At 52.9% G+C, this 12,303-nt stretch carries 16 protein-coding genes; 5 read left to right on the forward strand and 11 right to left on the reverse strand.

All coding sequences use genetic code 11. The features are described 5' to 3' along the window. Together KQJ18_RS24685 and KQJ18_RS16470 are read right to left on the reverse strand one after the other, a co-directional pair. A partial coding sequence (locus KQJ18_RS24685) for a hypothetical protein (RefSeq protein ID WP_253297507.1) occupies nt 1-98 on the reverse strand: 98 nt, incomplete at its 3' end. A gap of 179 nt (nt 99-277) precedes the next feature. Further along, nucleotides 278-652, reverse strand: coding sequence for a DNA-binding protein (locus tag KQJ18_RS16470; RefSeq protein ID WP_137360967.1), 375 nt, complete (start codon nt 650-652; stop codon nt 278-280). 172 nt (nt 653-824) lie between these two features. On the opposite strand from KQJ18_RS16470, the gene KQJ18_RS16475 reads away from it, so the two are divergent. From KQJ18_RS16475 to KQJ18_RS16485, 3 genes are all read left to right on the forward strand, one after another. Further along, nucleotides 825-1,082, forward strand: coding sequence for a helix-turn-helix domain-containing protein (locus tag KQJ18_RS16475; protein WP_216422323.1), 258 nt, complete (start codon nt 825-827; stop codon nt 1,080-1,082). Between the two features lie 150 nt (nt 1,083-1,232). Further along, complete coding sequence (locus KQJ18_RS16480) at nt 1,233-1,601, forward strand: NlpC/P60 family protein (RefSeq protein WP_216422326.1); 369 nt, start codon at nt 1,233-1,235, stop codon at nt 1,599-1,601. Beyond that, a complete protein-coding gene (locus KQJ18_RS16485) occupies nt 1,601-2,119 on the forward strand; it encodes a YbjP/YqhG family protein (RefSeq protein ID WP_216422327.1) in 519 nt (172 codons plus the stop codon). Before KQJ18_RS16480 ends, KQJ18_RS16485 begins: the two co-directional genes overlap by 1 nt. Before the next feature lie 42 nt (nt 2,120-2,161). On the opposite strand, the gene fabB is transcribed toward KQJ18_RS16485, so the two are convergent. Next, nucleotides 2,162-3,382, reverse strand: coding sequence for a beta-ketoacyl-ACP synthase I (gene fabB, locus KQJ18_RS16490; RefSeq protein WP_038642358.1), 1,221 nt, complete (start codon nt 3,380-3,382; stop codon nt 2,162-2,164). Nucleotides 3,383-3,541: 159 nt separating this feature from the next. On the opposite strand from fabB, the gene mnmC reads away from it, so the two are divergent. Beyond that, entirely contained in the window at nt 3,542-5,542 is a 2,001-nt protein-coding gene (gene mnmC, locus KQJ18_RS16495) for a bifunctional tRNA (5-methylaminomethyl-2-thiouridine)(34)-methyltransferase MnmD/FAD-dependent 5-carboxymethylaminomethyl-2-thiouridine(34) oxidoreductase MnmC (RefSeq protein WP_216422329.1), read from the forward strand. A gap of 126 nt (nt 5,543-5,668) precedes the next feature. On the opposite strand, the gene KQJ18_RS16500 is transcribed toward mnmC, so the two are convergent. The 6 genes from KQJ18_RS16500 to prmB are packed head-to-tail and all read right to left on the reverse strand — an operon-like array spanning nt 5,669 to nt 10,219. Continuing rightward, entirely contained in the window at nt 5,669-5,944 is a 276-nt protein-coding gene (locus KQJ18_RS16500) for a YfcL family protein (RefSeq protein ID WP_038642363.1), read from the reverse strand. Between the two features lie 32 nt (nt 5,945-5,976). Then, the gene (locus KQJ18_RS16505; RefSeq protein WP_216422330.1) at nt 5,977-6,525 is read right to left on the reverse strand and encodes an elongation factor P hydroxylase; all 549 of its coding nucleotides are present in this window, start codon (nt 6,523-6,525) and stop codon (nt 5,977-5,979) included. Then, nucleotides 6,525-7,334: a sulfite exporter TauE/SafE family protein gene (locus KQJ18_RS16510; protein WP_038642367.1), complete on the reverse strand. Its 810-nt coding sequence runs from the start codon at nt 7,332-7,334 to the stop codon at nt 6,525-6,527. Before KQJ18_RS16510 ends, KQJ18_RS16505 begins: the two co-directional genes overlap by 1 nt. Continuing rightward, complete coding sequence (gene mepA, locus KQJ18_RS16515; protein ID WP_038642368.1) at nt 7,334-8,158, reverse strand: penicillin-insensitive murein endopeptidase; 825 nt, start codon at nt 8,156-8,158, stop codon at nt 7,334-7,336. The genes KQJ18_RS16510 and mepA overlap by 1 nt, the downstream gene beginning before the upstream one ends. Nucleotides 8,159-8,161: 3 nt before the next feature. After that, complete coding sequence (gene aroC, locus KQJ18_RS16520; RefSeq protein ID WP_038642369.1) at nt 8,162-9,247, reverse strand: chorismate synthase; 1,086 nt, start codon at nt 9,245-9,247, stop codon at nt 8,162-8,164. Nucleotides 9,248-9,286: 39 nt separating this feature from the next. Beyond that, entirely contained in the window at nt 9,287-10,219 is a 933-nt protein-coding gene (prmB, locus tag KQJ18_RS16525; RefSeq protein WP_038642381.1) for a 50S ribosomal protein L3 N(5)-glutamine methyltransferase, read from the reverse strand. Nucleotides 10,220-10,385: 166 nt separating this feature from the next. Between prmB and smrB the strand changes: the two genes are divergently transcribed. Beyond that, on the forward strand, nt 10,386-10,937 hold the full coding sequence (smrB, locus tag KQJ18_RS16530) for an endonuclease SmrB (protein WP_006683613.1): 552 nt from the start codon (nt 10,386-10,388) through the stop codon (nt 10,935-10,937). A 74-nt stretch (nt 10,938-11,011) separates the two neighbouring features. Here smrB and sixA read toward each other — a convergent pair whose 3' ends face one another. Both sixA and KQJ18_RS16540 read right to left on the reverse strand, forming a co-directional pair. Continuing rightward, nucleotides 11,012-11,497 carry a phosphohistidine phosphatase SixA gene (gene sixA, locus KQJ18_RS16535; protein WP_038642383.1) on the reverse strand — a complete coding sequence of 162 codons (486 nt, stop codon included), beginning with the start codon at nt 11,495-11,497 and terminating at the stop codon, nt 11,012-11,014. A gap of 209 nt (nt 11,498-11,706) precedes the next feature. After that, on the reverse strand, nt 11,707-12,303 hold a 597-nt coding region (locus tag KQJ18_RS16540), incomplete at its 5' end, for a 3-hydroxyacyl-CoA dehydrogenase family protein (protein ID WP_253297506.1).

The raw sequence follows: 12,303 nt of genomic DNA on the forward strand, positions 1-12,303 counted from the left end.
AGACCGACCGTCATGTAGGTCAGGAAAACCGCAAAAGCGATACGAAACAGCGAAAAGTTCGCCGACGCTGTTTTTTCTTGTTGGGTTACTGCTGTCATGCGTTACTCCAAAATGCAGAGTAAGGCGAGGAATGCCCACGCCCCCTCTACCTGACTTTCAGGATTAAGGTGCGTTGGATAACGTTAAACGCTTACGCATTATCAAGAGGATAATGTTGAAGCTGGAGTCTGCCTGTGAGGGGCCCTGGCTGTCAACTGTGAAAGCATAGCTACACGCATCAAAACGATGACTTGTCTACGAACAAAAAGGGAAATACAGCGTCAATTCCCTTCGTTCTGAACAACCCGGTTACCTGTTCACGCTGCTGCGGCGTCAGGAGCCGGAACATCATATCCCAAATCTCTTTGGGCTCGGCTTCCTGCACGATATTGCGATCCGGCGCTTCTGTTTGCTCATTTTTATTCAGATACGAGCGGACGTACAGCGGAAACACAGAAATATGAAATTCCTCAGCCTTAGACTTCGCACGCTTGCGCTTAACGCCCTCCTTCCCTTCACTGTAGGTATTTAAGCGCAAGCGAACGGCTGGTGCGCTTCTCGGAAACCCAGGCAATTCAAGACACTCCTTCACCGTAAACCACTCTTTTACCATCAGTTACTTTCCTTTCCGCTGATGAAATAAAAATATTTTTTCTTTTGCGCGAAATTTCAGATTAATTCTGGCAATATTCCAACAACAAAAAGAAAGTTACATTCTTTTTGGCTTTCTAATTTATACCCTGAAAAATATCGGCGCCGATAACACATCTTCTTAGGATTACAGAATGGAACAAAAAAGCCAAGACTGGCATCGTGCAGATATTAAAAGTGCACTGGAAAAAAGAGGCATTACGCTCAGAGAATTGTCACGTGCGGCAGGTTTATCTCCAGATTCGCTGCGTAATGTATTTACCCGAAGCTGGCCGCGCGCAGAACAGATCATCGCCCAGGCGCTGGAAACTACGCCAGACGTCATTTGGCCGTCACGCTATCTCTCTAAATCAACAAAAAAAGCAGTCATAAAGAATAAACATCAATTATAAATATATTACCCATGATTTACCAAACGGATTAATTAATATTTCAATCTAATGTATTTTCGATATTAATAGCATTATCGGTCATTCCCGTCAGATTAAATCCTGTTAAAGCAATACACGAACTTATTATATATTCTCTTAACAGGAGTCATCATGAGCTGGGATAAAACAGCAGCAGCAAATTATGCAAAATCTCATGCAGGCGGCCATTCTCAGAAGCGTTGTGCAGAATTTACCCGCAAAGCTATTCAGGCCGGTGGTATCAATCTTGGAAATACCTACCATGCTAAAGATTATGGACCGCTGTTAAAAAACGCAGGATTCAGTCCTATCGGTAGATATGAACAGCCCCGAGCAGGAGATGTCGTCGTCATTCAACCTTATGAGGGAGGAAACCCAAGCGGTCATATGGCGATCTTTGACGGTCAGGAGTGGTACTCCGATTTTAGACAACGTGATATGTGGGCGGGACCAGGCTATCGAGCGGCAAAACCTTCATACACTATTTACAGGAAACAGTAATGAAAGGGTTCCCATTGATTGCTCTGGTTTTGTTACTTTGTAGCTGTTCTTCATCACGCAGTGACAGCACTGAGGATGTTAAACAATTCTATCTCGCGTGGATGTCCGCCTACACACAAGATCGAGATACGTCCGCGCTCATGCAACGTTATGTGGCGAAAGACGTTATCGACCGTTTGGCGCTGATTGACAGCCTTTACGAGCAGGAAATAATAAATTCTGACTACTTTATGTACGTGCAGGATTACGACCCCAAATGGATCCCGCTGTTACGGGTTGGAGCGGCTCAGCCCTTTCTCGGTGGTGAAAAGGTGGAAGTACAATTAGGTGGGCCGGCAGGCGAAGCGCCCATGCAACTGGAAGTGTATACGCGTTGGGAAGAAGGTCGCTGGAAAATTTATCGCGTGCGGGATCTGGATAATCAATTTGAACAGCCAATCTACAGCACTGGTGATATCACACGAGCCAAAGCCTGGTCGGCAGAAATCGCGCCGGAGTACGAAAAAATGAATAAATAAAAAAGGGAGCCATCAGGCTCCCCTTTACATCATCTTGCAGACTTACGCTTTCAGCTTACGCATGACCAGCGTCGCGTTAGTGCCGCCAAAGCCGAAGCTGTTGGACATCACGGTGGTCAGCGCCTGCTCGGTTGGTTTGGTCACGATGTTCAGACCTGCCGCCTGCTCGTCCAGCTCTTCAATGTTGATGCTCGGCGCGATAAAGCCGTGTTCCAGCATCAGCAGAGAGTAGATAGCTTCCTGCACGCCAGCCGCGCCCAGTGAGTGACCAGTCATCGCTTTGGTTGCAGAAATTGCCGGGCTGTTGTCGCCAAACACTTCACGGATTGCGCCCAGCTCTTTCACGTCGCCTACCGGAGTAGAAGTACCGTGAGAGTTCAGGTAGTCGATCGGGGTGTCTACACCGTGCATCGCCATCTGCATGCAACGTACTGCGCCTTCGCCTGACGGTGCAACCATGTCTGCGCCATCAGAGGTCGCGCCGTAACCGACGATTTCCGCGTAGATGTGCGCGCCACGGGCCAGAGCGTGTTCCAGCTCTTCGACCACAACCATACCGCCGCCGCCCGCGATAACAAAACCGTCACGGTTTGCGTCATAGGTACGGGAAGCTTTCGACGGGTCATCGTTATATTTGGTAGACAGCGCGCCCATGGCGTCGAATTCACACGCCATTTCCCAGCACAGTTCTTCGCCGCCGCCAGCAAACACGATGTCTTGTTTGCCCAGTTGAATTTGTTCCACTGCGTTGCCGATACAGTGCGCAGAAGTCGCACAGGCAGAGCTGATGGAGTAGTTTACGCCGTGAATTTTAAACGGCGTTGCGAGGCAGGCAGAAACGCCGGACGCCATCGCTTTGGTGACCACATACGGGCCAACCGCTTTCAGACCACGCGGGCTACGCATTGCGTCAGCGCCGAACACCTGAAAACGCGGGGAGCCGCCGCCGGAACCTGCAATCAGGCCAACGCGCGGGTTATTCTGGTAATCTTCTGCAGCAAGACCGGCATCCGCCACAGCCTGCTCCATGGAAAGGAATGCATAGATGGATGCGTCGCTCATGAAGCGCACTACTTTGCGGTCAATGAGGCCAGTGGTATCCAGTTTTACGTTGCCCCATACGTGGCTACGCATGCCGGAGTCCTTCAGCTCCTGAGAGAAAGTGATCCCTGAACGTCCTTCACGCAGAGATGCCAGGACTTCCTGCTGGTTATTACCGATGCTGGAAACGATGCCCAAGCCAGTAATCACTGCACGTTTCATTCAATACCTCTGTAAGTCGCACTATTTTAAAGTTTCGAGTGGCACAATAGCGTACACTTGTACGCCGAACAAGTCCGATCAGCCATTTAATGTGGAAATTTGCGCAGCCAGGCACTCATCGCTAAGATCGGGGCACAGCCTGCCAGACGAGTAACTTACGTGAAACAATACGCTATACAACCTGCCAACCTTGAATTCAACGCTGAGGGTACACCTGTTTCCCGAGATTTTGATGATGTCTATTTTTCCAATGATAACGGGCTGGAAGAGACACGTTACGTCTTCCTCGGCGGGAATCATCTCGCACAGCGATTTCCTGCGCATTCACGTCCCCTTTTCGTGGTGGCTGAAAGCGGGTTTGGCACCGGGCTTAACTTCCTGACGCTCTGGCAGGCATTTGCCGATTTTCGCGATACCTACCCTGACGCTACCCTGGAAAGATTACATTTCATCAGTTTCGAAAAATATCCGCTGACGCGTGAAGATCTGACCCTGGCCCATCAGCACTGGCCGGAGCTTGCTCCGTGGGCCACGGCACTGCAAGAGCAGTGGCCGCTGCCGCTGGCGGGATGCCATCGTCTGCTTCTTGATAATGGGCGCGTCACGCTGGATCTGTGGTTTGGCGATATTAATGAACTGACCAGTAAACTGGATGACTCTTTGAATCAAAAAGTGGACGCCTGGTTCCTGGACGGTTTCGCACCGGCGAAAAATCCGGACATGTGGACGCCAACGCTGTTTAACGCGATGGCCCGACTGGCTCGCCCCGGCGGCACGCTGGCCACCTTCACATCGGCAGGCTTTGTGCGACGGGGGTTGCAGGAAGCCGGGTTTACAATGCAAAAACGCAAAGGCTTTGGCCGCAAACGCGAAATGCTTTGTGGCGTCATGGAACAGACTCTGGCGCTCCCTTCATCGGCTCCGTGGTTCACGCGCACGGGCACAGATAAGCGCGAAGCCGCTATCATTGGCGGTGGCATCGCCAGCGCATTGCTGTCGCTGGCGCTACTGCGCCGCGGCTGGCAGGTCACGCTCTATTGCGCGGACGCAAAACCTGCCGCAGGCGCATCAGGTAATCGTCAGGGCGCGCTCTATCCGTTACTCAGCAAGCATGATGCGGCCATTAATCTCTTTTTCCCCACCGCGTTTACCTTCGCCCGCCGACTGTATGACGCCCTTCCGGTTGAGTTCGCACATGACTGGTGCGGCGTGACGCAGCTCGCCTGGGATGAAAAAAGCCAGCAGAAAATCACTCAAATGCTGTCTCTTGAACTGCCAGATGCGCTCGCCGTCGGCGTAGACGCACAGCAGGTGTTGCAAACGACAGGCGTGGAAACCGGATGCGGCGGGATTCAGTATCCAGCAGGTGGATGGTTGTGCCCGGCGCAGTTAACCACCGCCGTACTGGACTATGCCACAACGCTGGGATTACGTACCCGCTACCAACACACGTTGGTCTCACTGACGCGCCAGACAGCAAGCTGGCAATTGCAGTTTGCCTGTGGAGAAACCGCCACTCACGAAGCGGTGGTTCTGGCTAACGGCCATCGCATTAACCGCTTTGAGCAGACGCAGTCGTTACCGGTCTATTCCGTTGGCGGTCAGGTGAGTCATATCCCCACCACGCCTACGCTGTCAGCGCTGCGCCAGGTGTTGTGTTACGACGGTTACCTCACGCCGCATGACCCGCAAAACCAGCAACACTGCATTGGCGCCAGCTATCATCGTGGGTGTGAGGAGACTGAGTATCGCGAGGACGACCAGCAGCAAAATCGTCAGCGTTTAATCGACTGCTTCCCGCACGCCGCATGGGCAAAAGAGGTGGACGTCAGTGCGCATGCCGCCCGCTGCGGGGTCCGCTGCGCTACGCGCGATCACATCCCGATGGTGGGCAATGTAGCGGACTATGACGCCACGCTCAGCCAGTACGCCACGCTTGCCGAAGACAAAGCGCACGCGGTAAGCGCCCCGGTGTATGCCGTTCTATTTATGCTGGGCGCGCTGGGGTCACGCGGGTTGTGCTCAGCCCCGCTGTGTGCAGAAATTCTGGCAGCGCAAATGAGCGATGAACCCATTCCTATGGATGCCAGTACGCTGGCGGCACTGAACCCGAATCGGTTGTGGGTCAGGAAGTTATTGAAGGGTAAAGCGGTGAAATAAAATACTCTCTCATCATTGCCTGATGCGCTGCGCTTATCAGGCCTACAAACTGAACCCGAATCGTCAGTCCATGTAGGCCGGATAAGACGCCTTAGCGTCGCCATCCGGCACAATCCACTGCAATTATTATTGCGTTGCCTTTTGAAATAAAGCGTCCCACATCTCTTTCACTAACGCCTGGTCACGCGGCGAAAGTTCGCCTGCGCTAATCGCTTTTTCCAGGCTGCTGGTCACATTGGTGTACAATGCCTCAGCGGAATGGTCCTCGCCAGCGTCCAGCTCTGCTACGGCCAGCGTCAGGTGCCCACGCAAATAGCCACTGGCAAACAACTCATCATCGCTGGCGTGCTCTACCATATCGTCGATTAATGCCAGAATGCGTGATTCAAACTCCGCGATCATCTTCTTTCCTCATTGTAAACGTGGCGGCGGCTTCAGTTGAGCGCTTCGGGCCACGGGAATTGTTCCGCCTTAAGTTCAGGCGTGTGATAATAATTCTGTAACGCGTTAATAAAGCGCGCTGGACGCTCCGGGATCCCCTTTTCCAGATATTCCATCACCTGGGCATGAACACGACGCTGGAATACCACGCGATCCGGTTCAAAGTCGCCGTTCAGATTGTCGCAACTGACGTTAAACGGATAACCCGCCGCCATGCAGAACAGCCAGTCAAACGCCTGCGGCTTCACTTCCACATCTTCAAACAGGCATTGCGTGTTCGCGTCGCGTCCGTCCGGGCAGTACCAGTAACCAAAGTCAACCAGTTCACGACGCGCTTTACCCGCAATACACCAGTGCGAAATTTCATGTAAGGCGCTGGCGTAATAACCATGCGCAAAAACGATACGGTGATACGGTACTCCCGCATCAGCAGGAAGATAGATCGGTTCGTCATCGCCTTTAATCAGACGGGTATTAAATTCATCGGCAAAGCAGCCGTTAAAAATCTCAATTAACTGTTCGTAGTGATGGGTGTTATTCATTAGTTCATCCCCAGCCAGTGGAGAATCTCCTGTCCATGATTATCGTAAAGTAGCTTGGCGCTCATTACGGCGGAGACAATAACGATCATTGGCCGAATGAGTTTTTGTCCTTTGCTGAGCACCAGTCGCGATCCCATCCGTGCGCCAATGAACTGGCCAATGAGCATCACAAACCCGGTCGCCCAAATCACTTTGCCGCCGAGGGCAAACAGCAACAGTCCACCGATATTCGAGGTGGCATTTAATACTTTGGCGTGGGCCGTCGATTTTGCCAGGTTATAGCCGCACAGCATGACAAAAGCCAGCGCGTAGAACGAACCCGCCGCCGGGCCAAAAAAGCCATCGTAAAACCCAACGCAGCCCCCGGCCACCAGCGCGAAAGGCAAACCGTGCAGCCGACGCTGCCGGTCTTCTTCGCCCACTCTGGGCATCAACAGAAAGTAGAGGCCAATACAGATAACCAGCACCGGCAGGATCTGGCGTAATATGTCGGACTGCACATGCTGGACCAACAACGCGCCGCTCATGGAACCGACAAAAGTCATGAAGATGTTGAGCTTCTGATCCGCCAGATTCACCACGCCCCGGCGAATAAAATAGATCGAGGAAGAGATCGATCCCCCGCAGGCCTGTAGCTTATTGGTGGCCAACGCTTGCGCGGGCGGCATTCCGGCCGCCATCAATGCCGGGATGGTGAGTAAACCGCCGCCTCCGGCCAGAGAGTCAATAAAACCTGCCAGCATTGCCACAAAAAAAAGCACACCTAACAGCAGTGGCGACACCATAAACAGAGAGACAAAATGATCCATTAGAGTACATGCTCATCCAATAGCGCCTGGCAGGAAGGCGGCAACGGCGGCGGTGTCTTCTTCTCAGGCTTGGTGGTTCCAGGTTTGGGAGGTTCGAACCAGCTTTGCAGCTCCGCGCCACAGCCGTCACCCGGTGGAGGCAACGGTTGATCTTCGCATTCAAGGCTGTCAGCAGGACAACGTAATCGTACGTGCATATGCGCACGATGCTGGAACCACGGTCGCACTTTACGCAACCAGTCCCTGTCAGTCCCTGCATCCAGACACAGCTGCTGCTTAATCGCCGGATTCACAAAAATGCGCGTGACTTCATTATCTTTTGCCGCCAGCCTAATCAGGCTGAAAATCTCCGGCTTCCACAGCGACGGCACGACATGTTTGCCATCCCGTGAGACCAGATCTAACGCCTGAGGACGCAGCAGTTGTGACTGGGTCCAGCGCGTTTTCGGCAACTGCAGGAAAATATCGACATCTAGTCCCGTCTGGTGGCTGGCGTGACCGCCATTGAACCGCCCACCGGCCGGCATACCCATATCGCCGATTAACACCGTGCCCAGCCCCAGATTATTCGCCTGATTACTCAGACGCTGGATAAACATCACCAGATCCGGATGACCAAAATAACGTCGCTGATCGGTGCGCATCACCTGATAGTGTTCAGACTGTACAGGCAGCGTCTCGGCGCCAACAATACAGCCATTGGCGAATGCGCCGATAGACTGCGGGCTGCCCGCCACCGGATGGGTAATTTTCTGCCAGGGCGTCGCCGCCAGGCAGGCGGTGCTGGCAAAAAGAGCCAGCGCCGCAAGTGCCGTTTTTTTCATGTCTTACCAGCGTGGAATGTCAGTCTTCACGTCCGCGTTTTGCGCCCGCTGACGCAGCAGGTGATCCATTAATACGATCGCCAGCATAGCCTCTGCGATCGGCACGGCGCGGATCCCAACGCACGGATCGTGGCGTCCTTTGGTGATCATGTCGACTTCTTCGCCAAAGCGGTTAATCGTGCGGCCAGGAACGGTAATACTGGACGTCGGTTTCAGCGCCATATGTGCAACAATTTGCTGCCCGCTGCTGATCCCGCCCAGAATGCCGCCCGCATGGTTACTCTGGAAACCGTCTTTGGTGATTTCATCACGGTTTTGGCTGCCGCGCAGCGCGACAACGTCAAACCCGTCGCCAATCTCTACGCCCTTAACGGCGTTAATGCTCATCAGCGCATGGGCAATGTCGGCATCCAGGCGGTCAAATACAGGTTCACCGAGACCCGCAGGTACGCCGCTTGCCACCACGCTGACCTTTGCTCCGATGGAGTCGCCCTCTTTTTTCAGGCCGCGCATCAGTTCATCGAGCGCCTCGATTTTATCCGGGTCCGGGCAAAAAAATGGGTTAAGCTCTACCTGAGACCAGTCTTTAATCTCCAGCGGGATATCGCCCATCTGCGTCAGACAGCCGCGAATTTCAACGCCGAATTTTTCCGCTAGATATTTTTTGGCAATCGCCCCGGCCGCCACGCGCATTGCTGTTTCACGTGCGGATGAGCGTCCACCGCCACGATAGTCGCGCAGACCGTATTTTTGCTCATAGGTATAGTCGGCGTGACCAGGACGAAAAACATCCTTAATCGCGCTGTAATCCTGTGAACGCTGATCGGTATTTTCGATCAACAGACCAATGCTGGTACCGGTGGTCACGCCTTCGAACACACCAGAGAGGATTTTCACCTGATCCGGTTCACGGCGCTGCGTAGTGTAACGCGACGTACCTGGGCGACGTCTGTCGAGATCGTGCTGCAGGTCAGCTTCTGTCAGAGAAATGCCCGGCGGAACACCATCGACAATACAACCGAGCGCCAGCCCGTGTGATTCGCCGAATGTGGTTACGCGAAAGAGTTGCCCAATTGTGTTTCCTGCCATCACGGCTCCGTTATGAGTGTTGTGTTTGTGCGCGTGTATTTAGTCTTTATAAATGCTGAAGTGCTCGCGAGCAGCAACTAACTGTTCTTTGGTCAGCATGAATACACCGTCACCGCCGTTGTCAAACTCCAGCCAGGTAAACGGTACATCCGGGTATTGCTCTATCAGATGTACCATGCTGTTTCCGACTTCACAAATCAGAATACCGTTATCTGCCAGGTAATCTGGAGCGTTCCCCAGAATGCGGCGAGTCAGTTTCAGCCCATCGCTACCGGACGCCAGACCCAGCTCAGGTTCATGACGATATTCGTTTGGCAGATCGGACATATCTTCCGCATCGACATACGGCGGGTTGGTCACAATCAGGTCATACTGCACTTTCAGCAGATCGCGGAACAGATCGGAGCGGATCGGCGTCACGTGATGGATCAGACCATGTTCTTCAATATTGTGCTCAGTCACCGCCAGCGCGTCAGTGGAAATATCCACCGCATCCACTTCGGCTTCCGGGAAAGCATACGCGCAGGCAATAGCGATGCAGCCGCTGCCGGTACACATATCGAGGATATGCTGCGGCTGCTCATTGATGAGGCCCGCAAAACGATTATTGATCAGTTCGCCAATCGGTGAGCGTGGAACCAGCACGCGTTCATCAACATAAAACTCATGCCCGCAGAACCAGGCTTTATTGGTCAGATAAGCAACCGGGATACGCTCGTTGACGCGGCGAATCACGCGTTCAACAATACGATGGCGCTCGCTGGAGGTCAGACGCGCGGTGCGCATATCTTCAGGTATATCCAGCGGCAAATAGAGCGACGGCAGCACCAGCTGTACGGCCTCGTCCCATGGGTTATCCGTGCCATGGCCATACCAGATATTCGCCGCGCTAAAACGGCTGACCGCCCAACGCAACATGTCCTGAATGGTATGCAGTTCACTCACTGCTTCATCGACGAAAATTTTATCCACGTATTCCTCCAGGGCATGCTCGTATTAATTTCGGCGGCTAGTTTGCCACGAAGACGGCGATAAATCAGCATCCACACCGGGCCTGAACGCGAAAATTGCGTTTTAAGCGATCGGATGCCCGTCGAGTCGGGTTAAACTAACGGAAAATAAAAGATGAGACGCTCGAATGAAAAAGAAAACATCGCTCAGCGAGGAGGATCAGACGCTGTTTCGCCAGCTGATGACCGGCACGCGTAAAATTAAGCAAGACACTATTGTTCACCGACCGCTACGTAAAAAAATCACCGAGGTCCCGGTTAAAAGGCTGTTGCAGGAACAGGCTGATGCCAGCCACTATTTTTCTGACGAATTTCAGCCGTTGCTGAACACAGACGGCCCGGTAAGATATCTACGTGCCGACGTCAGCCATTTCGAACTCAAGAAAATGCGCCGTGGCGACTACTCCCCGGAGCTGTTTCTTGATTTGCATGGACTGACCCAGCAACAGGCCAAACAGGAATTAGGCGCGCTGATCGCCGCCTGTCGTCGTGAGCATGTGTTTTGCGCCTGCGTTATGCATGGCCACGGAAAGCATATTCTTAAACAGCAAACGCCTCTCTGGCTGGCACAGCATCCGCACGTGATGGCCTTTCATCAGGCACCAAAAGAGTATGGTGGCGACGCCGCACTGCTGGTGCTGATTGAAGTGGAAGAGTGGCTGCCGCCAGAACTTCCCTGATGCAGAAAAACAGAAAGAGCCGCGTTTGCGGCTCTTTTATTTTCCGGATGGCGGTTGTGCCTTATCCGGCCTACTTATATCGCTTTCGCCATTTTGAGATTACACGGGCTCATCTGCCAGTTGAAAACCCCTTTTCCGCTTTCATCAAGCGTAACGCTGGCAATCGCTGACGTGGTAAACATCGGCGGAGTTTCGCCTGGGCAAAGCTCAGACACCAGATACCCCACTAAAGGTAAGTGAGAAATCACCAGCGCCGTGGTGATACCTTCATTGGCCAGAGCCTGTAAATAGGCGCTGACCAGACCAACATCGCCGCAGGGAGTCAGCTCCGGCAAAACATCCACGCCGCTTGGCAGGTTCATGCATTCCCCCACCACATCCAGCGTTTGTTCGGCTCGCAGGAACGGGCTCACCAGAACACGTTCGATATCCACTTTTTGACCTTTCAGCCAGTTCGCCATCAGGCGAGATTCGTCACAACCACAAGAGGTTAAAGGACGAACCGAATCACTGGCGGCATCGAGGGCCGCGTCGCCGTGACGCATGATAAAAACTTGCATATTGCACCGCTTTTGTTAACCAGAATCACCAACACCAGTTAATCACGGCCCCTATTGACCGTGGTAACGATATGGTGGCCGGCATTGTGCCTTATCCATTCACCGAATGAAACGCTGTTTTTTACCTCAACGGCGTAAGTATAGTCAATCTCTGTTTACATTTTGAGCATGAGCCATACATTCAGTGCGGATTCATCCTACCTTTGACCTCATGAATTCAGGTCAGTTTCCCTACTATTCCAGAATCTTTCACCGCGTTCCGCCATCAGCAATAACTGCTCACACGGCGTAAACCGCGAGCCATATTGTGTTGATAGCCGTTGCAGAACCGCAACTACTTCACCCGCGCCGAGGGAATCCATATACCGGAACGGGCCGCCGAGGAATGGCGGAAAACCAATACCAAATACAGCGCCGATATCGCCATCACGGGCGCTGCGGACGACCTTCTCGTCGAAACAGCGAGCTGCTTCATTGAGCATTAACATGACACACCGCTCAGCAATTTGCGTGGCGGTGAGTCGAGCCTGGCCCTGAGCGCCAATAAGCGTATAAATTGCAGGGTCGACCTGTTTTTTGCTTTTACGCCCTTTCGCCCCATAAAGATAGAAACCACGACCATTTTTTCTACCTTTGCGATCGTCATTCAAAATTGAAGCAACAACATTTGCAGGCGCGCTAAAACGTTCTCCATACGCCGCTTCAAGCACAGGTATAATTTTAGTGCCCGTATCAATTCCGACCTCATCCAAAAGTTGGATTGGCCCAACCGGAAAACCAAACTTAACCAGCGCGGCGTCAATGGC

Origin of the sequence: Citrobacter sp. S55_ASV_140 (assembly GCF_018919505.1) — a bacterium.
In the GTDB taxonomy this organism is placed as follows: Bacteria; Pseudomonadota; Gammaproteobacteria; order Enterobacterales; family Enterobacteriaceae; genus Citrobacter; species Citrobacter werkmanii.